The sequence below is a fragment of the Haemophilus sp. SZY H35 genome (genome assembly GCF_018829705.1).
GTDB classification, from domain to species: domain Bacteria; phylum Pseudomonadota; class Gammaproteobacteria; order Enterobacterales; family Pasteurellaceae; genus Haemophilus; species Haemophilus haemolyticus_K.
The window spans coordinates 167,749-191,760 of sequence record NZ_JAHKJZ010000002.1; the positions used below are offsets into that span (position 1 = coordinate 167,749).

Below are 24,012 nucleotides of genomic sequence, written 5' to 3' on the forward strand. Positions count from 1 at the left end.
TCCTTAAAAATTTAAGAGAAAAACCACCGCACTTTTATACGGTAGAATGAAATTAATTATCTAAACTAATTCGCAGTGCCGCGGCGATGGCAAAAGGCGAAAGCGTTACTGCGCCAACCATCATTGCACCTAAAATCGCCAGTTGCCCCCCATAAGGCACATTTAGTCCTGCTGCCTCTAATACTGATGAGGCAAAAATTAAAACAGGAATAAATAACGGAACAACAAGCAAACTCAACAACACGCCCCCTTTTCGCAATCCCACCGTTAAAGCCACGCCAATTGCACCAATACAACTCAATACTGGGGTACCCAGTAACAATGTCAAAACCAATGCCCACCAAATATTGACCTCAAGAGAAAGCAACAAAGCGGCAATAGGTGATAGCAAAATAAGCGGCAAGCCAGTGAGCAACCAATGTGCAACGACTTTAGCCAAAGCCGTCATCGGCAAAGGCTGTGCGGTTAACATTAATTGTTCAAGAGAGCCGTCAATAAAATCATCACGAAACAAACGTTCAAAAGAAAGCAATGCTGAAAGTAATGCGGCTACCCATGCGATACCCGGTGCGATACGGGAAAGCAATTTTGGATCTGGCCCAATAACAAGCGGAAACAAAGTAATCACAAGTAAAAAGAACCATAGCGGATTTAAAATTTCCGCATTTTTGCGCATCGCAATTTGAAGCTCTCGTTTAATTATCTCTAAAAAAATCATTAAGTTATTCCGCTTTATAAGCCGCTAAATTCAATTTTTGCAGATGAGAACTTGGCACTTCTTGGTGGCTGGTTAACAACACAATACCACCTCGTTGAGCATGCTCATCAAAAAGTGCGGTTAGAATTTCCACGCCTTTTTTATCAATCGCAGTAAACGGCTCATCTAAAATCCATAAAGGCGCTTGAGACAGCCATAAGCGACCTAATGCGATACGCTTTTGTTGCCCTGCTGAAAGTTGTGCAGCTGGCAAATCTTCACGACCTAACAATCCCACTTTCTCAAGCAAATCCCACAAAATATCAGTATTTTGTTCCGCTTGGCTAATTCGTTGATAAAACTGTAAATTTTCCCATGCTGTTAACTCTGGTTTTACGCCCGAAAGATGGCCTAAATAAAGCAAATTCGGATGATACTGTTCACGTTGTTTAGAAATTGCTTCAGCATCCCACCGCACTTCACCTTCTAAAGGTTGAGCTAAACCCGCAAGAATACGCAATAAACTGGTTTTACCTATGCCATTATGCCCTTCAATTTGCACAAAATCACCGCTATTAAAATCGCAAGTCAAAGCACGAAAAAGTACGCGCTCACCACGTTGGCAGGATAAATTTTGCAGAGATAACTTGTGTGGTTCAAACATAATTGCAAAGGGAAAATAAAAAGTGGCGATATTCTATCATAAGAGAAATATTTGACGAGATTTTAGCCCTCAAAACAAATAACTCTTTAGGTGTAGATCGATAGGTTTATTGATTTAAAACAAGGTTTAATAAATTCGTCTATTAATGCAAAAGGAAAAACATTTAATGATCTAAATCAAAATTTTTGCTATTATTTGCCCACTTTTGGTTATAGACCAAAACCCCCAACGAAATTTGTCTTTACATAGAAGGAATAAATTATGGCTTACACTCTACCTGAATTAGGCTACGCCTACGATGCATTAGAACCACATTTCGATGCGCAAACAATGGAAATCCACCACAGCAAACACCATCAAGCTTATGTAAACAATGCAAACGCTGCATTAGAAGGTTTACCCGCTGAATTAGTAGAAATGTGCCCAGGTCAATTAGTTTCTAACCTTGACAAAATCCCTGCAGAAAAACGTGGTGCATTACGCAATAATGCAGGCGGTCACACAAACCACAGTTTATTTTGGAAAAGTTTGAAAAAAGGCACTACTTTACAAGGTACATTAAAAGATGCGATTGAACGTGATTTCGGTTCTGTAGAGGCATTTAAAACTGAATTTGAAAAAGCAGCTGCAACTCGTTTTGGTTCAGGTTGGGCATGGTTAGTATTAACTGCTGAAGGTAAATTAGCCGTGGTATCAACAGCAAACCAAGATAACCCATTAATGGGTAAAGAAGTGGCAGGTTGTGAAGGTTTCCCACTTTTAGGTTTAGACGTTTGGGAACATGCTTACTACTTAAAATTCCAAAACCGTCGTCCAGACTACATTAAAGAGTTCTGGAACGTGGTAAACTGGGATTTCGTTGCAGAACGTTTTGAACAAAAAATAGCCCATTCAGAATGTAATTGTGCTAAATAATAAAAGATAAAGGCCTAGAAAACTAGGCCTTTGTTTTTTATATTATTTTTGACTACATACAGCAATAAAATGTAATTTATGTTCAGGATCATTAAAGGTTTTGAACATTCTTTTAAATTGCTCACGATTTTCCGCTTTCATGGCATTACGGATGATTTTTAACGTTCCAAGAATGCCTTCATCATAAATCATTCCTTTTGGTGAAAGTAAGGTCATCTCGCCAGAAAAAGTATCAACATTTCTAAAGCCACTTTCTTGGAATATTCCTTTCCAGCCATCTTTCGTTAATGGCGTGACCGTCACGTTAATCGCTTTGCGCATATTTTCTAGAATAGTTTGATGATCATTCCCCACCAGCATAACATCGTGAGTAAGCAATAAGCCATTGGGTTTTAACACTCGAAAATATTCTGCAATGGCTTTTTTCTTAGCTTCCACGGGTAACATCGTAAGCATCGCTTCATTAATGACAATATCAAAACTTTCATCCTCGAAAGGCAACTTCATCGCATTCGCACGCTGTACATGAATTTTTTCTTGCAAGCCATTTGCTTCGATATTTACTTGTGCTTTTTCTAACGCATGTTCGTCTAAATCAACACCTTCAATATGGCAACCAAATTGCTTCGCCAATCCAATTGCTGTCGTTCCCATATTACAGGCAACCTCTAACACTTTTTTATCTTGGCCAAAATCTCCATTGGCAATTAACCAATCTGTTGCTTTTTTACCGCCTGGACGCAAACGAGTTTTACCTAAACGTGCAAGAAAATTATGCCCTACTTCATCTTTTGCCATATCTATCTCCTAGTAATTAACTTGGTTTTTATATTATAGATGAAAATTATTCTTATTAAAGTAGTAAAGCAAAAAATAACCCAACCGATTGGTTGGGCTATAAAAGATCAGGAAAATTTACCTCACTTTAAATCAATTAGGTTTCCATTCACCATTGAGCACGGTTGCTGTCACTTTATAATCTGACGTAAACACGGCTAAATTTGCGATTTTTCCTTTTTCTATCGAACCTAAACGATCATCCACACCAATTGCTCGTGCAGGATAAAGGTTACTCATTCGAATTGCTTCAGCAAGCGGAATTTCTACAAACTCCACTGCATTCTTAATCGATTCGATCATGGTAATTGATGCGCCAGCGATCGTACCGTTCGCATCAAAACAGCGACCATCTCGGATATAAATGGTTTTTCCTACGAATGTGAAGGTTTCCAATTCAGGTGGAGCCCCTGCTGCAGCGAGAGAGTCCGTCACAATACAAAGTTTGTCACCTTTGATTTTTTTATCAATGCGAACATTGCCGTAATTGATATGCACACCATCCACGATAATACCAGTGTAAACATCAGAATCTAGTACCGCACCTACTACGCCCATTGCACGTCCAGAACTAATTGGCGACATTGCATTATGCAAGTGAGTCGCAAAAGTTGCGCCTTTGTGGAATGCAGCTTTAGCGACTTCATAGCTTGCATTGGAATGCCCTACAGAGACAATAATGCCCGCTTTCACAAAATCAGGTGTATAGTCAATAGTTGGATTTTCTGCAGCAATGGTAATTTTTGTAATGACATCACCATTTTCACAGAGGAAATCCTTCATTTCAGGCGTAATTTCACGAATATATTCGGGACGGTGTACCCCTTTTTTCTCAACACTGATAAACGGTCCTTCAATATGTAAACCAAGTGCTTGGTTTTTATGCTTATTTAAATATTCACGCATAATTTTCACCGCACTTTTTATGTTTTCATCTGGTGCAGTGATAAAAGTTGGAAGGAAACTTGTACAACCTGATTTCAAGTTAGTTTCCTGCATAATTTCCAAGGTTTCAACGCTAGTTTGGTCGTTAAACATCACGCCACCACAGCCATTTAATTGAAGATCAATAAAACCTGCGGTTAAATTATTACCTTGTAAATCAATGGTTTTGATGCCTGTTCCTAATTCAGTTTGTGGAACTACCGCTTCAATAATTTCACCATTAATAATTACAGCAAAATCACGTAAAACATCATATTTTGTGTAAATCACACAATTCGTTAATGCGTATCTCATTTTTTGCCCTTAAATAAAATAATCAGAAAAATTACCGCTCTTTTGAGCGGTAGGATCTTATAACACGCTATGAATGGCGCGTTGTTCTAATTCAGTAAAATATTTAACAGTTTTTACTTTCAATTCTTGTTGTGCAGGCTCATCACAAACTAACACAAAATGGCGATGTAGCTGAAGTGCACTCACTGTCCACATATGGTTTACCCCACCTTCTACGGCAGCTTGAACGGCAAGTGCCTTATGATGGCCAGTAGCAAGGATCATCACTTCTTCTGCATCTAATAATGTGCCTACACCAATAGTTAAAGCATACTTTGGCACTTTATTTACATCATTATCAAAGAAGCGTGAGTTTGCGATCAGTGTGTCTTGAGTTAACGTTTTAATACGAGTGCGAGAACTTAATGATGACGCCGGTTCATTAAAGGCAATATGGCCATCATTGCCTACTCCGCCCATAAATAAATTAATTTTTCCATAAGATTTAATTTTTTCTTCATAACGACGACATTCCGCATCATGATCATCCGTATTACCGTTAAGAATATTGATATTTTCTGGCTGAATATCGATATGATTGAAGAAATTGTTATACATAAAACTATGATAACTTTCAGGGTGTTCCTCTGGTAAACCCACATATTCGTCCATATTGAATGTTACTACATGCTTAAAGCTCACCTCTCCCGCTTTACAAAGTGCGATCAATTCTTGATAAGTTTTTAATGGCGTACCACCAGTTGGTAAACCAAGAACAAAAGGACGTTCAGCTGTAGGATTAAAATGATTGATACGATCAACAATATGGCGTGCAGCCCAACGACTCACCTGTTGTTCGTTGTGTAGAGGGATAAGACGCATACTATACTTCCTTTATTTTCAATACCGTGGATAAACAAGCCAACAGTTAAACATAATGGTTCCCCACTACGAAATAGAAAAACTGAGAAGCAGGAAACGAGAATTGCTACCCCAATAGGGATAAATTACGAGTAACCTAGGTAAATCACTCCCCTAGGTTCTCACGATATTCCATTAATTATAAAAATTTCGCTTTCAACTCTTTTGCTTTAGCAAGCTGAGCATCTGTGGCTTTTACTGTCATTGGCTCACGGCAATAACCCGCATCCACACCTTCTAATTTAAGCAATTCTTTGATGGTTAAATATAAACCATTCGCTAAAATGCCTTCGATTAAATCGTTGGTTACATGTTGAATTTCTAACGCTTCGGCTAATTTACCCGCTTTGGTTAATTCAAAAATTTGACGAGCACGAACACCGTTTACGTTGAAAGTTGAACCGATTGCACCATCTACACCAAGTGCGGCCGCAGGTAACATCATTTCATCGAAACCTGCCCAAATTAAGTGGTTTGGATAAGCTTTTTTCAAGCGCTCTAATAAATAGAAATCACCTGCTGTGAATTTTACCCCTAATACTTTCGGGTTTTTGTAAAGTTCACCAAATTGTTCAATTCCCATATTCACGCCAGTTAAGAACGGAATAGAATACACGATCATATTATTACCCGTTTCTGCAATAATGGTGTCGTAATAATGTTTGATTTCAGGGAAACTAAATTTGTAGTAGAACGGAGTAACTGCAGATAAGCTATCGTAGCCTAATTCTGTTGCATATTTACCTAATTCAACTGCTTCTTTTAAGTTTACGCTACCCACTTGAGCAATTAGCGCGATTTGATCTTTTGCTTCATCTTTTGCAATACGGAAGATTTCTTTTTTCTCTTCAGTTGAAAGCATAAAGTTTTCGCCTGTTGAACCACCTACATATAAACCATCAACTTTCATCTTGTCGATATTGTGGCGGATAATTTGACGTAAACCTTTTTCATTAATTGTGCCATCTTCATTAAATGACACTAATAATGCACTAAAAATACCTTTTAAATCACGCATAAGTTTTCTCCTATTTTATACGTTGTTCAAGAATCACATTGAGGGTTTTTTGCTTGGTTTGAACTGCAAGTTCTTCTTCGCCCTGCACTAACAAAGCATAAATTAAATCTAATACAAAAAGCTGTGCAATTTTGGTACCAATAGAGTCACCTTGTAGCTTCCCTTGTTTATTACCATTTACCAAAACATAATCAGCATATTCCGTAACAGGTGAACGCAAACTATGAGTTAATGCCACTGTCGTTGCACCATTTTGTTTAGCAATTTTGAGTGTATGTGCTGTTTCAGCGGAATAGCCGGAATGACTCAAACCAATTGCTACATCAGAAGACGTAAGTAATGCCGCCTGCATATACATAAAATGATTATTGCCTGTTGCATCCACTTGGAAACCGATGCGCATCAATTTATTTTTCGCATCTTCAGCTGTCACGCCAGATGATCCCACGCCGAATAAAAAGATACGACGTGCTTTTTTAATGGCTTTAACCACTTGTTCAAGCTGTTTCAAATCTAATAAATTAACCGTTTCTTCCATTACATTAGAAACTGCCGCTTGCAACTTTTGTGCAATCGTTAAAGAATCATCGCTCGGCATAATTTCTGTTTCGAGCACAGTTTCATCATTGTTATCTTTTGTGGCAAGCTCAATGGAAAGTTCTAATTTAAAATCGCTGAAACCTTTAAAACCAATGGTTCGACAAAAACGGACTAGCGTAGCTTCTCCAACTTCCAAATGTTTAGCGATTTCTGAAAGGGGACATTGAGACACCAAATCAGGCGAACGTAAAATCGTATCAGCAATTTTTTTCTCTGACTTGGTTAGACTATGGTAAAGCGAACTAATGGTATTTAACACATTTCCGGATTTAGCCATAAATTGTTCCTTTTGGTTTATCAAGCAGAACATCTTTCACCCAATAAGCTGCGCCGACTAATCCTGCATCTTGACCAAATTTAGCAGATTCAATGTCACAGCTATATACAGCAGGCATAGCCTGTAAGAAACATTTGACTAACGGCAAATAACCATCAGCCAACCCGACACTACCACCTATAACAACTTTTTGCACATCCAATCCAATCACTAAATCCGCCACTAAATTGGCAATAGCTTTGGCTGAACGTTCTATAAGTGCGGTAGCTTTTTCATCATTTTTTCTAAAACGTTCAAAAACTTCTCTTGGTTCGCAAGGATCGTCCCATTGAGAAGACACCGCTTCAATAGCACGACCCGCAGCAACGGCTTCTACACAACCTCGACGACCACAACCACACATTGGGCCATTTGGATCCGCTAATGTATGCCCGATATGTCCTGCGATTCCCTTTGGGCCAGTTTGTAATTGTTGGTTCAATATGACACCACCACCCACGCCAGTAGAAACTGTAATAAAAACAAAGTTTGATACTTTCTCTGGATCTTGAAGTTGATATTCAGCATAAGTCGCGGCTTGTGCATCATTTAATAAACCAATTGGTTTATCCGTGTGTTTAGCAATACTTTCTTTTAGTGGAAATTGATTCAAACCACCCAAATTTTTAGGATTAAGTGCGGTTAAAATACCGTCATTTATAATGCCTGTTGAAGCCACCGCCACATAATCAAATTGCCCCGCATAATGAGTAAGAAGTTGTTCCAATGCTTGATGCATTCCTTCTACCACATTTTCACGCGGCGTATGAATTTGTTGGCGTTGTTCAACTTCGCCATTTTTTACGATAGCCGCTGCGATTTTTGTACCGCCAATATCTAGAGCTAAACAACGCATAACTTATCCTTATAGTATGAAGTATTTTCTCACACGTCTTACGACTATCTTGCAGATTTCACAGAATTAGCGAACCAACTCACGATATGCTCAAGGCGAGTTAAAGCTGAACCAACAGTGACGCAATCTGCGCCAATTTCAATCGCCACTTTTGCCAATTCAGGCGTGTTATAGCGACCTTCTGCCATCACAAAACAGCCCGCAGCTTTTAAATCTTTCACTAATTGATAATCAGGCTCTTCAGGAACTGCTCCACCTGTATAACCAGACATTGTGCTACCCACAATATCAAAACCGAGTTTTTGACAATACAAGCCTTCTTCTAAATTAGAGCAATCTGCCATAGCCAAGCAGCCCATTTCATGGATTTTTTTCACCGCACTTTCAATATCAACTGGACGAGGACGGCTAGTGCCATCTACCGCAATAATATCTGCCCCAGAATTGGCAAGATCTTCAATATCTTGCAGAAATGGCGTAATACGAATCGGACTATCAGGTAAGTCGCGTTTTACAATACCAATAATTGGAATGTTTACAAAAGCACGTGTCGCTTTAAGGTTATCTACACCTTCAATACGTAAACCTGATGCGCCACCTGCAACGGAAGCTTGGGCCATAGCAGAAACAATTTCAGGTTTATCCATTGGACCATCATCAACGGGTTGGCAAGAAGCAATGAGACCATATTGAATTTGAGAAAGCACATCTTGATGAGATAATTTCGACATAATATCACTCCTAAATATAACTGAGCCTGCATTTTCGTCAGTGCTCAGCATTATATAAAAACATAACTCCATTTTAAAAGTTTTTTTGAAGTATTTTTTTACAAATGTGATCCACCTCTCAATTTTGAAATAAAACTTCAAAGAGCAGTTCAAAAAGTATTTTTTTACTTTAGAATAGCGCCCGAGTAGTTTTTTGATGTCTAAAACATCGAGCATTCACTTTCAATCCAAGCCAATTATGGCTTATATCAACATAGGTTCACACAGGAGCGAACATTATGAAATTTACTAAACTTTTCCTTGCAACTGCTATCACATTAGGCGTTTCTTCAGCCGTTTTTGCCGCAGATTATGACTTAAAATTTGGTATGAATGCAGGTACTTCATCTAATGAGTACAAAGCAGCTGAAATGTTTGCAAAAGAAGTAAAAGAAAAATCACATGGTAAAATTGAAGTTTCACTTTATCCTAGTTCACAACTTGGTGACGACCGTGCAATGTTAAAACAATTAAAAGACGGTTCTCTTGACTTCACTTTTGCTGAATCAGCTCGTTTCCAATTATTCTATCCTGAAGCCGCAGTGTTCGCGTTACCATATGTCATCACCGACTACAACGTAGCGCAAAAAGCCTTATTTGACACCGCATTTGGTAAAGATTTAATTCAAAAAATGAATAAAGAGCTTGGCATCACGCTACTTTCTCAGGCTTATAATGGGACTCGCCAAACAACTTCAAATAGAGCAATCAATAGCATTGCAGATATGAAAGGTTTAAAACTTCGTGTACCCAATGCTGCAACTAACTTAGCATACGCAAAATATGTAGGTGCATCGCCAACACCTATGGCGTTCTCTGAAGTATATCTTGCTCTTCAAACTAACTCTGTCGATGGTCAAGAAAACCCATTAGCGACCGTACAAGCACAAAAATTCTATGAGGTGCAAAAATTCTTAGCGATGACTAACCACATTTTGAATGACCAACTTTATTTAGTGAGTAACGAAACTTATAAAGAATTACCGGAAGATCTTCAAAAAGTAGTCAAAGACGCCGCTGAAAATGCAGCAAAATACCACACTAAATTATTCGTAGATGGCGAAAAAGATTTGGTGAAATTCTTTGAAAAACAAGGTGTAAAAGTAACCCATCCGGATTTAGCGCCATTCAAAGATGCGATGAAACCATTCTATGCTGAGTTTGTGAAACAAACTGGTGAGAAAGGTGAAAAAGCATTAAAAGAAATCCAAGCGATTAAATAACCGCCTATTATATGCGCCAGCAATTTAGTTGGCGCATTCATTTTCGTTCTCCACAATCTCTCGGAGTGAAGTATGAAATTTTTTAACAAACTTGAAGAATGGATTGGCGGCGCGCTATTCCTTGCCATCTTCGGTATTCTTATTGCTCAAATCCTATTCCGCCAAGCTTTCCAATCACCATTAATTTGGAGTGAAGAACTCGCTAAATTATTGTTTGTATATGTAGGTATGCTCGGTATTAGTGTGGCTATCCGCAAACAAGAACACGTTTACATCGACTTCTTAACCAATTTAATGCCTGCTTCTATCAAAAAAGTAACAAACTCTTTTGTACAGTTAGTGATTTTCCTTGGCATCATTTTCTTTATCCATTTTGGTATTAAAACGTTCCTTGGTGCAGATTTCCCTATTGACGCATTAGGCGGAATTTCAGAGAAATGGATTTATGCTTCTCTGCCGATCATTTCTATCCTAATGTTAGTGCGCTTCTTCCAAGCGCAAGCAGACAATTTTAAAGAAGATAAAAGCTATTTACCGGCGACGTTCTTTATTGTAAGTGCGGTCATTTTATTAAGCATTTTATTTACGTTCCCTGAGTGGTACAAAGTATTACGCATTACAGAATATGTGAAATTTGGTTCTAACTCTGTATACATTGCCCTAATATTCTGGCTAGTTATTATGTTCCTTGGTGTGCCGGTAGGTTGGTCATTATTCATCACCACATTACTCTATTTCTCAATGACTAGATGGAACGTGGTAAACGCAGCAGCTGAAAAACTAACCATGAGTTTAGATAGTTTCTCATTACTTGCTGTGCCGTTCTATATCCTAACGGGTATTTTAATGAATACTGGCGGTATCACAGAACGCATCTTTAATTTCGCGAAAGCCTTACTCGGTCACTACACTGGTGGTATGGGGCATGTAAATATTGGCGCAAGTTTATTGTTCTCAGGTATGTCAGGTTCTGCACTTGCTGATGCGGGTGGCTTAGGTCAGTTAGAAATCAAGGCTATGCGCGATGCAGGCTATGATGATGATATTTGTGGTGGTATCACTGCAGCATCTTGTATCATCGGTCCATTAGTTCCACCAAGTATCGCCATGATTATTTACGGTGTAATTGCCAACGAATCTATTGCGAAACTCTTCGTTGCAGGTTTTGTACCAGGCGTACTTGTAACGATTGCCTTGATGATCATGAACTACTACGTATCTAAAAAACGTGGTTATCCAAGAACACCAAAAGCAACTCGTGAAGAACTTTGCACATCATTCAAAAGAGCGTTCTGGGCAATTTTAACCCCATTACTCATCATCGGTGGTATCTTCTCTGGCTTATTTAGCCCAACAGAATCTGCCGTTGTTGCTGCAACTTACTCCGTCATCATTGGTAAATTCGTTTATAAAGAATTAACAATGAAAATGCTCTTTAATAGCTGCATTGAAGCTATGGCAATTACTGGTGTGGTTGCATTAATGATTATGACCGTGACCTTCTTCGGAGATATGATCGCACGTGAACAAGTTGCAATGCGTATAGCAGATATATTCGTTGCCGTAGCTGATTCTCCACTTATGGTATTAGTCATGATCAATGCCCTCTTGCTCTTCTTGGGTATGTTCATTGATGCATTAGCATTGCAATTCTTAGTGTTACCAATGTTAATTCCAATCGCAATGCAATTTAATATCGACTTAGTATTCTTCGGTGTAATGACTACATTGAATATGATGATCGGTATCTTAACACCACCAATGGGTATGGCTCTCTTTGTGGTGGCGCGTGTGGGTAATATGTCAGTATCCACTGTAACAAAAGGTGTATTGCCGTTCTTAATACCGATATTCTTAACATTAGTATTAATTACGATTTTCCCACAAATCATTACTTTTGTGCCAAATCTATTGATGTCTTAACACTAAAGTGCGGTTAAAAAAAGCAAGGCTTTTATAACCGCACTTTTTTTATAAAATAAATCCTATTCAATGCGGTTTTATGAATAGCAAACCATAAACATAACTTAATAAATGAGGTTTATTATGAAATTGACAAAAACAGCATTATGCGCCGCACTTTTTGCAACTGTTGCATTTTCAGCTAACGCACAAGTCTATCCAGATTTACCAGTAGGCATCAAAAGCGGAACTGGCGCACTCATCGGTGATACCGTATATGTAGGCTTAGGTTCGGGTGGCAATAAATTCTATTCTTTAGACTTAAAAGATCCTGCTGCACAATGGAAAGAAATTGCAGCATTCCCTGGTGGTGAACGTAATCAACCTGTTGCAGCAGCCGTAGATGGAAAACTTTATGTATTCGGTGGTTTGCAAAAAAATGAAAAGGGCGAACTTCAACTTGTTAATGATGCTTACAGCTACAATCCAGCTGATAATACTTGGGTGAAACTTCCTACTCGCTCTCCGCGTGGTTTAGTCGGTTCAAGCAGCGCATCTCACGGTGATAAAGTTTATATTTTAGGTGGTTCTAACCTCTCTATATTTAATGGTTTCTTCCAAGACACCGTGGCAGCGGGTGAAGATAAAGCGAAAAAAGATGAAATCGCAGCAGCTTATTTCGATCAACGTCCAGAAGATTATTTCTTCACAACAGAATTATTGAGCTATGAACCATCAACCAATAAATGGCGCAATGAAGGTCGTATTCCATTCTCTGGTCGTGCAGGTGCGGCATTCACCATTCAAGGTAATGACTTAGTGGTTGTCAATGGTGAAGTGAAACCTGGCCTTCGCACCGCAGAAACTCACCAAGGCAAATTCACTGCTAAAGGTGTGCAATGGAAAAACTTACCTGACTTACCTGCGCCAAAAGGTAAATCACAAGATGGTTTAGCTGGCGCACTCGCAGGATATAGCCATGGCCATTATTTAGTGACTGGTGGCGCAAACTTCCCTGGTTCAATTAAACAATTCAAGGAAGGCAAACTCCATGCGCATAAAGGTTTAACCAAAACATGGCATAACGAAGTTTATACTTTAAATAATGGTAAATGGAGTATCGTTGGTGAATTACCAATGAATATTGGCTATGGTTTCTCTGTGTCTTACAACAATAAAGTATTGCTCATCGGTGGTGAAACTGACGGTGGTAAAGCGTTAACCAGCGTTAAAGCCATTAGCTACGATGGTAAAAAATTGACCGTTGAATAATTTGGCATAGAATAATGTATAAGGCTTGAGGCAAAGAATGGGCTCAAGCCTTTTGATTTCATCAAAATATAAAAATTAAGGAGATTATATGAGTGTACTTAGTTACGCACAAAAAATCGGTCAAGCCTTAATGGTGCCTGTGGCAGCCTTACCTGCTGCGGCATTATTAATGGGTATTGGCTATTGGATCGACCCAGATGGTTGGGGGGCAAACAGTCAATTAGCAGCATTATTAATTAAATCTGGTGCAGCAATTATTGATAACATGGGCTTACTCTTCGCTGTGGGCGTCGCGTTTGGTCTTGCAAAAGACAAACACGGTTCCGCCGCACTTTCAGGCCTTGTTGGTTTCTATGTAGTAACCACCCTACTTTCCCCTGCAGGTGTAGCACAATTACAACACATTGATATTAGTGAAGTGCCTGCCGCATTCAAAAAAATCAATAACCAATTTATCGGGATTTTAATTGGTGTGATTTCAGCTGAACTTTACAACCGTTTCTATCAAGTTGAATTACCAAAGGCACTTTCGTTCTTTAGCGGAAAACGCCTCGTCCCAATTTTGGTTTCTTTCGTGATGATCGCTGTATCATTTGCCTTACTCTATATTTGGCCGCATATTTTTAACGCGCTCGTTTCATTTGGTGAATCCATCAAAGATTTAGGTGCAGTCGGTGCGGGGATCTACGGTTTCTTCAACCGCTTATTAATTCCTGTTGGCTTACACCATGCCTTAAACTCTGTATTCTGGTTTGACGTAGCAGGTATCAATGATATTCCAAACTTCTTAGGCGGTGCTAAATCCATTGCCGAAGGCACTGCAACTGTAGGGGTAACTGGTATGTATCAAGCTGGTTTCTTCCCAGTGATGATGTTTGGTTTACCAGGTGCTGCTCTTGCGATTTATCACTGCGCAAAACCAAATCAAAAAGTACAAGTGGCCTCAATTATGCTTGCGGGTGCACTAGCTTCTTTCTTTACAGGGATCACCGAACCGCTTGAATTCTCATTCATGTTCGTTGCACCGATACTTTATGTATTGCATGCATTATTAACGGGTATCTCTGTATTCATTGCAGCCACAATGCACTGGATTGCTGGCTTCGGCTTTAGTGCTGGTTTAGTGGATATGGTACTTTCTAGCCGCAACCCACTTGCCGTTAGCTGGTATATGTTACTTGTACAAGGTATTGTATTCTTTGCTATCTATTATTTTGTGTTCCGTTTTGCAATTAATACCTTTAATCTCAAAACGCTAGGACGTGAAGATAAAGCAGAAACAGCTGCAGCCCCAACACAAAGTAACCAATCTCGCGAAGAAAGAGCGGTGAAATTTATCGCTGCTTTAGGTGGTTCAGAAAACTTCAAAACTGTGGATGCTTGCATCACTCGTTTACGCTTAACTTTAGTTGACCATCACAATATTAATGAAGATCAACTTAAAGCGCTTGGTTCAAAAGGTAATGTAAAATTAGGCAATGATGGATTGCAAGTCATTTTAGGGCCTGAAGCTGAACTTGTAGCAGAAGCAATTAAAGCAAAATTAAAATAAATTTTGACCGCACTTTACATGCCGTCTATCACTAGGCGGCATTTTTATTAATGAGATTTAGCGATGTTATTTATTCCACCACCACTACTCTGTTTATTAATTGGCACTGTAATGTATTTTTTGCCAAAAGTAGCGAGTTATTCTGTCTATTTTGCAGTTATTGCCTTTGTCATTACGCTTTCATTTTTGATTGCTGGAGGCAGTGTGCTTCAATTTTTTATCCGCAAAACGACCATTAATCCTCATGACTTTAAACACACAACACAATTAGTTTCTACAGGCATATTTCAATTTAGCCGTAATCCAATGTATTTAAGCTTGCTGTTAATGTTAATTGCTTGGTCTCTTTGGTTGGGTAATAGTTTAGCTTGGTTAGGCGTGCTTGCCTTTATACTAGTTATGAATCGCTTTCAAATAGCCCGAGAAGAAACCTATTTGGAAAGTAAATTTGGCGATGAATATCGTCGTTACAAACAAAAAGTAAGACGCTGGCTATAAAAAAAACACCTTCACAAGGAAGGTGTTTTTATCAATTTTAAATCTATTTCTTCGGAGCTTGCATAAAGCGGAAGAAATCACTATCTGGTTTTAAAATCATCATATTGTCAGAGTTTGCAAAACTTGCTTCATAGGCTTTTAAGCTACGTACAAAAGTAAAGAATTGTGGTTCTTGAGCAAAAGCATCTGAATATAATTTTGCCGCCGCTGCATCGCCTGAGCCTCGTAATTCTTGTGCAGTTTTATTTGCATTAGCAAGAATCAAGGTCACTTTACGATCTACATCTGCTTGGATAAATGCTGCTTTTTCTTTACCTTGAGAACGGTGTTCACGCGCGACTGCATCACGTTCTGCACGCATTCGTTGATAAATTGAAGAAGATACTTCGTCCGGTAAATTAATTTGTTTTACACGTACATCAATTACTTCAATACCCAATTCCGCCGTACTATCTTGCCCTGAATTTAAAGCTTTTTTTGCCCCTTCCATTAATTCACCACGCGTACCAGAAACGATATCTTTAATGGTTCTTGTACCAATTTCAGAACGCAAACGGTCATTTACTTTACGGCTTAACAAGCTTGAAGCTTGAGTATAATCGCCACCACCAGTAGATGTGTAGAATCGACCAAAATCACTAATCTTCCATTTCACATAAGAATCTACTAGCAAGTCTTTTTTCTCAACAGTAACAAAACGTGTTGCTGATCCATCTAAGGTGCGAATACGCGCATCTAAAACTTTAATGCTATCAATCAAAGGCACTTTAAAATGTAAGCCTGGTTCATAGACAACCACTTTGTTATCTGCATCACGTTGTACTTTGTTGAATCGCAACATAATACCGCGTGTACCTTCCGTCACGACCACGACACTGGAATACACCACTGCCGCAATGACAAAAATAGCTGGTAATAAAAATTTACGCATTAGTTAAATCTCCCTTGGCGAATCGGCTCAACAGTGCTTGGTAGTTGGCTTGAAGAATGATTAATGCGCTCTGGCTGAGATAAAACAGGCGCAGATTCTACCGCTCTTTCTGTTACGGCTGGCGCTTTAGCTGATACTTTTTTACCCATAATTTGTTCTAAGGGTAACACAGTTAAATTGTTACCATTATTGCCATCAAGCATCACTTTTGGCGTATTTGCCATGACTTTTTCCATGGTTTGAATATATAAACGCTCACGCAGTAAATCTGGCGCAGCTTTAAATTCAGGCAATAAACGCTGCAAACGTTCCACTTCGCCTCGAGCATCTAACACAATACGATCTTTATAAGCTGTCGCTTCTTCAATAATACGTTGTGCATCACCACGCGCAATCGGCTCTTTCTCTCGGGCATAGGCTTCCGCTTCACGAATAAAACGTTGTTCATCTTCCTGAGCTTTAATCGCATCATCAAACGCATCTTTTACTTCTTCAGGTGGGCGCGCAGATTGGAAGTTCACATCAATAACCTCAAGTCCCATATCATAGGATTTGATAATGTCATTTAATGCTTTCCACGTATCTTCACGAACAACCGCACGGCCTGTTGTTAAAATATCATTCATTGACATATGGCCGATCACATAACGCAATGCACTGTCAGTCGCTTGACCTAAACTATCATCCGCATTCGTCACACTAAAACGATATTTAGCAGGATCTTGCACTCGATATTGCACAGTCATTTCTACACGAACCATATTTTCATCTTTAGTCAGCATTGAACCCTGTGTGCGAAGTTCTTTAACTTGCTCTACATTCACCGGCAATACTTTATCTACAAATGTTGGTTTCCAGTTCAAACCAGGTTGAACAATAGAATGCAATTCACCAAAACGAAGCACCACACCACGCTCAGCCTCTTTAATAGTGTAGAAACCACTTACGCCCCAAATAATCGCACCAATCGCCACAGCAAGCGGCACCACTTTTCCAAAATTAAATGGCGTACTGTTTTGAAAACTACCATTATTTTGACCGCTCTTTTTATTTCCACCACCTAATTTTCTGAGAAGGTTATTAAAAATCTCCTCAATATCTGGCGGAGATTGTTCTTGATTCCCACGATTTTGATTGTTATTCCATCCATTATTATTGGATGAATTTCCCGGCTGTTGGTCGTTGTTTTGCCCTGGTTTACTCCAAGGATCGCGATCTGAACCGTTCTGTGACATTTCATTCTCCATTTGTCAAAAAATTGTTAAGAGTTTAGCTAAATAAATGGGGCGCGTCTATGAAAATGCAAGGCTTTTTAGGCAATAAAAAATCCTTGATTTTACACAAGGATTTTCTTGATTAATTCACCTCATAAAGAACGCATTTTTGAAGTTCTTTTATCTGTAAACTTTCACCACTCCACTCATAAAAGTGCGGTAATTTTTCTTGATGATTGACAAAAGCGGCTAAATAAACAGGGAGTTCATCAGTAAACGACAACTGGCCTTGCGGACAATAATCTGAAAAAATTTTTTGTTGTTCAGGAAAATGACGAACATTGGATAATTTTACGATCCCAAATCCTTGAGATTTCAATACAGCTTCGCGCAAACACCAACAACGATAAAAAGCCTTCAAAGAATCCTGCTGATGATGAAACCAATCAATTTCTTCTTTTGGTGCAATATGTTCCATCAACGCCGTAAAATTTCTTATTTTAGGAAATTCAATATCAATTCCCACCGCGCTTTTTTCTTCATTTCTAATATCTAATATTACCGCCACCCAATCGCCAGAATGACTAATATTAAAATCTATTCGCTCATCAAGAAAATAAGGTCTGCCACTTTCAGTACGATAAATTTGAGATAAAAGTGCGGTGGATTTTCCTGAGATTTTTAGAAGTTGGAAAAGCAATAAGTGAGCAAGCCGACGGCACTGATGACGCTGAAAAACACGCAAGTTATCCGTTTCAATTTGATATAGATTTTCTGGAATCAGTTCATCAGGTAACGACTCCAAAGAAAAAGGTTGATTTATATTGCCGTAGGCGATGTAGGTTGTCATAAAAATAAAAGCACCATTCAAAGGTGCTTTTATATTAAAAGGATTTAGTTTATGTGTAAATTAGCGAATCACTAATTCCGCCACAGAAACACCGACTAAGCAAGCAACAACAACCCCAATTAAACCTGGCACCATGAAACTGTGGTTAAAATAATATTTACCAATTTTTGTTGTACCCGTTACGTCAAAGTTTACTGTTGCAATGTCTGATGGATAATTTGGGATGAAGAAATAGGCATAAGTTGCTGGCATCAAACCAACCAAGATTGGTGCTGGAATACCTAAACCAATACCAACTGGTAATAACATTACAGCTGTTGCTGCTTGGCTGTTAATTACGACAGAAACTGCAAATAATGCCAATGCGAATGTCCAAGGATAAGTTTGAACCATATCAGTAATCGCGGCTTTAAATTCTGGCATTGCATATTGGAAGTAAGTATCACTCATCCAAGCAATACCATAAATCGCAATAGCGGCCACCATACCAGACTTAAATACCACGCCATTTGGCACGATTTGAGGATTTGTTTTCGTTGCAAGTAAAATAACACCACCAAAGCAAAGCATCATCATTTGGATGATTAGCGACATGGAAATTGCTTTTCCGCTACCGATAGTACGAATTTCAGGAATCATCGCAATTGTAACAATCACCACCAATGCTAATAAGAACAAATAAACTGATTTTTTAGCACCTTGTGGAAGGGCTTCATTCAATGTTGTGCTTGTGGTATTTAAAATACGTTCGCGCCATACGGGATCTTGTAAACGACGTTGATATTCAGGATCTTGTTCTAACTCTTTACCACGACGTATACTATATAAAGAAAGCGCTATCGTACCAGCTAAAGTGGCAGGAACCGTCACACAAATAATATCTAACAAACTAATATGCTCAAAGCCAGGCATTGCAGTAATTTTACCTAAATAGAAGACAACTGCTGCAGAGAGCGGGCTAGATGTGATCGCTAATTGAGATGCCACTGAAGACGCTGCCATTGGACGTTCTGGACGAATTTTGTTTTTCAATGCAACATCACCGATGATTGGCATAATTGTGTAAACAGAGTGACCAGTACCAAGCATAAACGTTAATAAATACACGACTAATGGGCCGAGTAAAGTTACACGTTTTGGATTTTTACGGAGAATGCGTTCGGCAATTTGTAACATAAATTTCAAACCGCCTGCAGCCTCAAGTACGGATGCACAAGTCACCACAGCAAGAATGATGAGCATTACATCAATCGGTGCTTTCCCTACAGGCATACGGAATACGAAAACTTCGATAGCAAGACCGATACCAGAAACAACGCCTAATCCGATACCACCGTAACGGCTTCCCATATAAAGCATTAATAATAAGAATAAAAATTCTAAATAAAGCATAAGTACCTCAAAAATAAAAAAACTGTAAGAATAATACCCTTTTTGAGGCATAAAACTAAATATTTTTTATAATTTTAGAGCAAGAATTGAATTAAAAGGTAATTCAGATCAATTTTACAATGCAGGAATAAGGGAAAAGTGCGGTGATATTAGAAAGAAATTTTTGAAAAAAATTAGGCGACTTAAAAGTCGCCCAACTTGAAATTATTGATTGTTTTGCACGTAGTCAATCGCAGATTGAACAGTTGTGATTTTTTCAGCTTCTTCATCTGGAATTTCGATATCGAATTCTTCTTCTAAAGCCATTACTAATTCAACTGTGTCTAAAGAGTCCGCACCTAAATCTTCAACGAAAGAAGCTTCAGATTTAACATCTTCTTCTTTAACACCTAATTGTTCAACGATGATTTTTTTCACGCGTTCTTCAATACTCATTTGTTTTTCCTATTTTGTTGGTTTTAACTCATAAAAGAGCGGTTAGTGTATGTATTTTTTATCAACTTGCAACTATTTTATAGGCTGGTCGCACCACGAAATAGACAATAAAAAAACATACACCGAGAAAAAAGCTGCATAGCAGGTCTGATTCTATCACTATCTATCACACTTTACCACATTCTATAGTCTGAATTTTACTGTCTGTTCTAGATAACGCTCAAAAACAGGAAAGGTGATTATCAATGAACATTTTCTGCTCAATACCTAATAATATTTTGTGACTCACTTCAAACTTTCAGTAAAAAGTAAGCCCGTTCTATTTTTTTTATCAGCTTTTAAGCGTATTATCTCCAGATAAGTATTGGAGAAAAAGATGTCTGACATTCAACAATTTAGTCAAGAAGATATGGAAATTGTGGCGGAAAAAACGCTATATAAAGGCTTTTTCACGCTAAAACAAATTCAATTTAAACATAAGCTATTTGCTGGTGGTGAAAGCGAGATTGTCACGCGAGAGTTACTCATTAAAGGTGCCGCTTCTGCAGTTATTGCCTATGATCCTAAAGCTGATTCTGTCGTTTTAGTTGAACAAGTACGTATTGGTGCAGCTTATCACCCAGAACCCATGCGTTCACCTTGGTTACTCGAATTAATTGCGGGTATGGTGGAGAAAGATGAAAAACCAGAGGAAGTCGCTTTACGTGAAAGCAAAGAAGAAGCAGGAATAACCGTAAAAAATTTAACTCATTGCTTAAGTGTTTGGGATAGCCCAGGTGGCACGGTAGAAAGGCTTCATTTATTTGTTGGAAAGGTAGATAGCTCACAGGCAAAAGGCATTCACGGCTTGGCTGATGAGAATGAAGACATTCGCGTACATGTTGTAAAGCGCGAGCAAGCGTATCAATGGATGTGCGAGGGGAAAATTGATAACGGCATTGCGGTCATTGGATTGCAGTGGCTTCAATTAAATTATGCTCAATTACAAAAACGTTGGTTACGTAATTAGGTGGCATCGATGAAAAATACCTTTGTCTATCAAACAGAGAAATCTATCATAAAATTATTACAAATTACTGATCCGCATTTATTCAAAGAAAAAGAAACTGCCCTTTTGGGTGTAAATACACAAGCAAGCTTTACTCAAGTATTAAAAGAAATCCAACAAGAAAATAATACATTTGATATTATCCTTGCTACTGGTGATCTGGTTCAAGATGGGAGTGATGAGGGATACCGCCGTTTTGTAGAAATGGTGACACCTCTAAATAAACCTATTTTTTGGATACCAGGTAACCATGATTTTCAACCTAAAATGGTAGAACACCTAAACAAGACACCAATGGAAAGTGCAAAGCATCTTTTGTTGGGTAAATATTGGCAAGTATTATTATTGGATAGTCAAGTTTATGGTGTTCCTCATGGTCAGCTCAGCCAACACCAATTAAATTTATTAGAAGAAAAACTTGCACAACATCCTAATCGCTATACGTTGGTAGTTCTACATCACCACTTATTGCCAACAAATTCTGCTTGGCTTGATCAACATAACTTGCGCAATTCACATGAACTGGCAGAAGTACTTGGGAAATTTAGCAATGTAAAAGGTATTTTATATGGGCATATTCATCAAGAAGTTAATGCAATTTGGAATGGCTACCAAGTGATGGCGACACCCGCCACAAGTATCCAGTTTAAACCGGATAGCCATCATTTTACACTAGATAATCTACAACCGGGTTGGCGTGAAATTGATCTACATGAAAATGGTTCAATCTACACTCAAGTAAAGCGGATCCAAGAAACTCAATTTTTACCTAATATGCAAGAAGAAGGCTACTAATACATAAAACGACAGAACAAACTCTGTCGTTTTTAATTATTTGCATAGCCTTGATCTGGTAAAGGAATATTATCCAAATAAGCCACGCCATTTTGAAGCTTTAAACGATTTTCCACAAACCATTTCACCACGATCGGATAAATACGATATTCTTGTTCACGAGTACGAGCTTCAATAACTTCCACCGTATCATTATCAAAAATAGGCACCTTGGATTGTAATATAATTGCACCATTATCAACTTCCTCATTGACAAAATGTACTGTCGTACCATGCTCTCTATCGCCTGCCTCTAAAGCTTTTTGATAAGTATTCAAGCCCGGATATTTAGGTAAAAGTGAAGGATGAATATTAATAACCTTTCCCTCAAAACGTTGTATAAACTCAGGTGTCAGGATTTTCATATAACCAGCCAGCACAATTAAATCAACATCAAATTTATCCAACTCATCAGCAATAGATTGATCCATTGCCAAATTGCTCTCAAAATTATTGCGTAAAAAAACACGTGAAAAAATACCTGCACTTTGAGCCCGAATTAAACCAAAAGCATTTGCTTTATTGCTTATAACACAAACAATTTCCGCTAGTATTTTCTGTGTTTGGCAAGCATCAATTATCGCTTGTAAATTATTACCTTGACCAGAAATTAAAACGGCAATTTTTTTCATAATATTATCAATAAAATAGTATAGGATAAGTTTCAGTTTTAATATCTAAAACATAAGGGCAGATATAAAATCTGCCCCTAAACTCGAATAATAATATGCTATAAGATCACAACCTTTTCATCATTTTCTTTAGCATCTTCTATGTGGCCAATTAACCACGCATTCTCACCAGCTTGTTTTAATATCGCCAATGCTGTATCAATTTGATCTTGAGGTAAAGCTATTACCATTCCAACACCACAATTAAAAGTGCGGTACATTTCATAGGTATCAATATTACCCTTTTCTTGTAACCATTTAAAGATTACAGGCCATTGCCAACTTTTTTCGCAGATGACCGCTTTAGCATTTTTGGGCAAAACACGAGGAATATTTTCCCAAAAGCCTCCACCAGTTAAATGCGCAATAGCATGAACATTGACTTGTTTAACTAAAGCTAATATTGATTTCACATAGATTTTGGTTGGAGCAAGTAAATGTTCACTCAATGGCTTTCCTTCAAGCAGCGCTGTCGCAGGATTAACATCTGCAACCTCAATAACTTTACGTACCAAAGAATATCCATTGGAATGTGGTCCACTAGAGCCTAATGCAATTAAAGCATCTCCATGACGTACCTGACTACCATCAATTATTTCAGATCTTTCCACTACACCTACGCAGAAGCCAGCCAAATCGTAATCACCTTCGTGATACATGCCAGGCATCTCAGCTGTTTCACCACCCACTAAAGCACAACCAGCCTGTACACAACCATCTGCAATACCTTTCACAACATCAGTAGCTATGTTTACTTCAAGTTTACCCGTGGCATAATAATCTAAGAAGAACAGCGGTTCGGCACCTTGCACAACTAAATCATTCACACACATAGCAACTAAATCTACACCAATAGTATCGTGTTTTTTTAAATCAATGGCTAAACGTAACTTCGTACCAACTCCATCTGTGCCAGAAACTAAAATAGGTTCTTTATATTTACTTGGAATTGAACATAGGGCACCGAACCCACCTAATCCACCAATGACTTCTGGCCGTGTTGTGCGTTTTACTTCCGGTTTAATTCGGTCAACCAAGGCATTGCCAGCATTAATATCTACACCGGCATCTTTATAGCTTAATGATGGTTTACTCACTATTTTTTTCCTATTGAGATATTGGAGAAATAAAATCGAAATTGATTTTAACAGGTTAAGCAAACGTTTGCGATAAAATTTTTATGATTCAATAATAAAAAATCTGCACCTCAAAAGTTTCCTAAGTTAAGGCTCTTGAGGTGCAGATAGTTATGAGTATTGAATAATTAAAAATTAATCTAGAATGTATAATTTACATTAAAGCGAATATCACGACCAGGTTCAGGCAATGTTGACACACCTGCACGTTGGCTGTGGCTTCGATAATATTTGTTATTTAT

General features: G+C 38.3%; 24 protein-coding genes. 8 read left to right on the plus strand and 16 right to left on the minus strand.

Features of this window, described 5'->3' with window-relative positions; all coding sequences use genetic code 11:
- Nucleotides 1-52: 52 nt before the first annotated feature.
- Both ccmB and ccmA read right to left on the minus strand, forming a co-directional pair.
- The gene (gene ccmB / locus KP710_RS04405; RefSeq protein WP_005637214.1) at nt 53-718 is read right to left on the minus strand and encodes a heme exporter protein CcmB; all 666 of its coding nucleotides are present in this window, start codon (nt 716-718) and stop codon (nt 53-55) included.
- A gap of 4 nt (nt 719-722) precedes the next feature.
- Nucleotides 723-1,361, minus strand: a complete 639-nt coding sequence (ccmA, locus tag KP710_RS04410) for a cytochrome c biogenesis heme-transporting ATPase CcmA (protein WP_215770949.1) — start codon at nt 1,359-1,361, stop codon at nt 723-725.
- A 261-nt stretch (nt 1,362-1,622) separates the two neighbouring features.
- On the opposite strand from ccmA, the gene sodA reads away from it, so the two are divergent.
- A complete protein-coding gene (gene sodA / locus KP710_RS04415) occupies nt 1,623-2,276 on the plus strand; it encodes a superoxide dismutase [Mn] (protein WP_215770950.1) in 654 nt (217 codons plus the stop codon).
- A 42-nt stretch (nt 2,277-2,318) separates the two neighbouring features.
- Here sodA and KP710_RS04420 read toward each other — a convergent pair whose 3' ends face one another.
- From KP710_RS04420 to KP710_RS04450, 7 genes are all read right to left on the minus strand, one after another.
- Nucleotides 2,319-3,074: a class I SAM-dependent methyltransferase gene (locus tag KP710_RS04420; protein ID WP_215770951.1), complete on the minus strand. Its 756-nt coding sequence runs from the start codon at nt 3,072-3,074 to the stop codon at nt 2,319-2,321.
- Nucleotides 3,075-3,206: 132 nt separating this feature from the next.
- Nucleotides 3,207-4,352 carry an N-acetylglucosamine-6-phosphate deacetylase gene (gene nagA / locus KP710_RS04425; protein WP_215770952.1) on the minus strand — a complete coding sequence of 382 codons (1,146 nt, stop codon included), beginning with the start codon at nt 4,350-4,352 and terminating at the stop codon, nt 3,207-3,209.
- Between the two features lie 57 nt (nt 4,353-4,409).
- A complete protein-coding gene (gene nagB, locus KP710_RS04430) occupies nt 4,410-5,213 on the minus strand; it encodes a glucosamine-6-phosphate deaminase (RefSeq protein ID WP_009500377.1) in 804 nt (267 codons plus the stop codon).
- Nucleotides 5,214-5,391: 178 nt separating this feature from the next.
- The gene (nanA, locus tag KP710_RS04435) at nt 5,392-6,270 is read right to left on the minus strand and encodes an N-acetylneuraminate lyase (RefSeq protein WP_215770953.1); all 879 of its coding nucleotides are present in this window, start codon (nt 6,268-6,270) and stop codon (nt 5,392-5,394) included.
- A gap of 10 nt (nt 6,271-6,280) precedes the next feature.
- Nucleotides 6,281-7,147: a MurR/RpiR family transcriptional regulator gene (locus KP710_RS04440; protein ID WP_118776840.1), complete on the minus strand. Its 867-nt coding sequence runs from the start codon at nt 7,145-7,147 to the stop codon at nt 6,281-6,283.
- Nucleotides 7,140-8,042 carry an N-acetylmannosamine kinase gene (locus KP710_RS04445; RefSeq protein WP_215770954.1) on the minus strand — a complete coding sequence of 301 codons (903 nt, stop codon included), beginning with the start codon at nt 8,040-8,042 and terminating at the stop codon, nt 7,140-7,142. The genes KP710_RS04440 and KP710_RS04445 overlap by 8 nt, the downstream gene beginning before the upstream one ends.
- 44 nt (nt 8,043-8,086) lie before the next feature.
- Nucleotides 8,087-8,773 (minus strand): putative N-acetylmannosamine-6-phosphate 2-epimerase, encoded by a 687-nt coding sequence (locus KP710_RS04450; RefSeq protein WP_215770955.1) that lies wholly within the window; start codon nt 8,771-8,773, stop codon nt 8,087-8,089.
- A 275-nt stretch (nt 8,774-9,048) separates the two neighbouring features.
- Between KP710_RS04450 and KP710_RS04455 the strand changes: the two genes are divergently transcribed.
- The 5 genes from KP710_RS04455 to KP710_RS04475 all read left to right on the plus strand — a co-directional run bounded on the left by KP710_RS04455 (nt 9,049) and on the right by KP710_RS04475 (nt 15,259).
- Complete coding sequence (locus tag KP710_RS04455) at nt 9,049-10,035, plus strand: sialic acid TRAP transporter substrate-binding protein SiaP (RefSeq protein ID WP_139989066.1); 987 nt, start codon at nt 9,049-9,051, stop codon at nt 10,033-10,035.
- A 72-nt stretch (nt 10,036-10,107) separates the two neighbouring features.
- Entirely contained in the window at nt 10,108-11,958 is a 1,851-nt protein-coding gene (locus KP710_RS04460) for a TRAP transporter large permease subunit (RefSeq protein WP_215770956.1), read from the plus strand.
- Between the two features lie 123 nt (nt 11,959-12,081).
- The gene (locus KP710_RS04465) at nt 12,082-13,209 is read left to right on the plus strand and encodes an N-acetylneuraminate epimerase (protein WP_165818739.1); all 1,128 of its coding nucleotides are present in this window, start codon (nt 12,082-12,084) and stop codon (nt 13,207-13,209) included.
- Between the two features lie 88 nt (nt 13,210-13,297).
- Nucleotides 13,298-14,761, plus strand: coding sequence for an N-acetylglucosamine-specific PTS transporter subunit IIBC (gene nagE, locus KP710_RS04470; RefSeq protein ID WP_111407582.1), 1,464 nt, complete (start codon nt 13,298-13,300; stop codon nt 14,759-14,761).
- Nucleotides 14,762-14,824: 63 nt separating this feature from the next.
- Nucleotides 14,825-15,259 carry a methyltransferase family protein gene (locus KP710_RS04475; RefSeq protein WP_111407583.1) on the plus strand — a complete coding sequence of 145 codons (435 nt, stop codon included), beginning with the start codon at nt 14,825-14,827 and terminating at the stop codon, nt 15,257-15,259.
- Between the two features lie 43 nt (nt 15,260-15,302).
- Here KP710_RS04475 and hflC read toward each other — a convergent pair whose 3' ends face one another.
- The 5 genes from hflC to acpP form a co-directional block, all read right to left on the minus strand.
- On the minus strand, nt 15,303-16,190 hold the full coding sequence (gene hflC / locus KP710_RS04480; protein ID WP_005639909.1) for a protease modulator HflC: 888 nt from the start codon (nt 16,188-16,190) through the stop codon (nt 15,303-15,305).
- Entirely contained in the window at nt 16,190-17,425 is a 1,236-nt protein-coding gene (hflK, locus tag KP710_RS04485) for an FtsH protease activity modulator HflK (RefSeq protein ID WP_165818740.1), read from the minus strand. Before hflK ends, hflC begins: the two co-directional genes overlap by 1 nt.
- 121 nt (nt 17,426-17,546) lie before the next feature.
- The gene (locus tag KP710_RS04490) at nt 17,547-18,254 is read right to left on the minus strand and encodes a 4'-phosphopantetheinyl transferase family protein (protein ID WP_111407585.1); all 708 of its coding nucleotides are present in this window, start codon (nt 18,252-18,254) and stop codon (nt 17,547-17,549) included.
- A gap of 60 nt (nt 18,255-18,314) precedes the next feature.
- Entirely contained in the window at nt 18,315-19,646 is a 1,332-nt protein-coding gene (locus KP710_RS04495) for an anaerobic C4-dicarboxylate transporter (RefSeq protein ID WP_111407586.1), read from the minus strand.
- 204 nt (nt 19,647-19,850) lie between these two features.
- Nucleotides 19,851-20,081, minus strand: a complete 231-nt coding sequence (gene acpP / locus KP710_RS04500; protein ID WP_005627318.1) for an acyl carrier protein — start codon at nt 20,079-20,081, stop codon at nt 19,851-19,853.
- A gap of 376 nt (nt 20,082-20,457) precedes the next feature.
- On the opposite strand from acpP, the gene nudF reads away from it, so the two are divergent.
- Together nudF and cpdA are read left to right on the plus strand one after the other, a co-directional pair.
- Nucleotides 20,458-21,090 carry an ADP-ribose diphosphatase gene (nudF, locus tag KP710_RS04505; RefSeq protein WP_106014038.1) on the plus strand — a complete coding sequence of 211 codons (633 nt, stop codon included), beginning with the start codon at nt 20,458-20,460 and terminating at the stop codon, nt 21,088-21,090.
- 9 nt (nt 21,091-21,099) lie between these two features.
- Nucleotides 21,100-21,924 (plus strand): 3',5'-cyclic-AMP phosphodiesterase, encoded by an 825-nt coding sequence (gene cpdA / locus KP710_RS04510; protein WP_111407587.1) that lies wholly within the window; start codon nt 21,100-21,102, stop codon nt 21,922-21,924.
- Between the two features lie 32 nt (nt 21,925-21,956).
- On the opposite strand, the gene purN is transcribed toward cpdA, so the two are convergent.
- A complete protein-coding gene (gene purN, locus KP710_RS04515) occupies nt 21,957-22,595 on the minus strand; it encodes a phosphoribosylglycinamide formyltransferase (protein WP_111407588.1) in 639 nt (212 codons plus the stop codon).
- Nucleotides 22,596-22,693: 98 nt separating this feature from the next.
- Nucleotides 22,694-23,731, minus strand: coding sequence for a phosphoribosylformylglycinamidine cyclo-ligase (gene purM, locus KP710_RS04520; RefSeq protein ID WP_111407589.1), 1,038 nt, complete (start codon nt 23,729-23,731; stop codon nt 22,694-22,696).
- Nucleotides 23,732-24,012 lie beyond the last annotated feature (281 nt).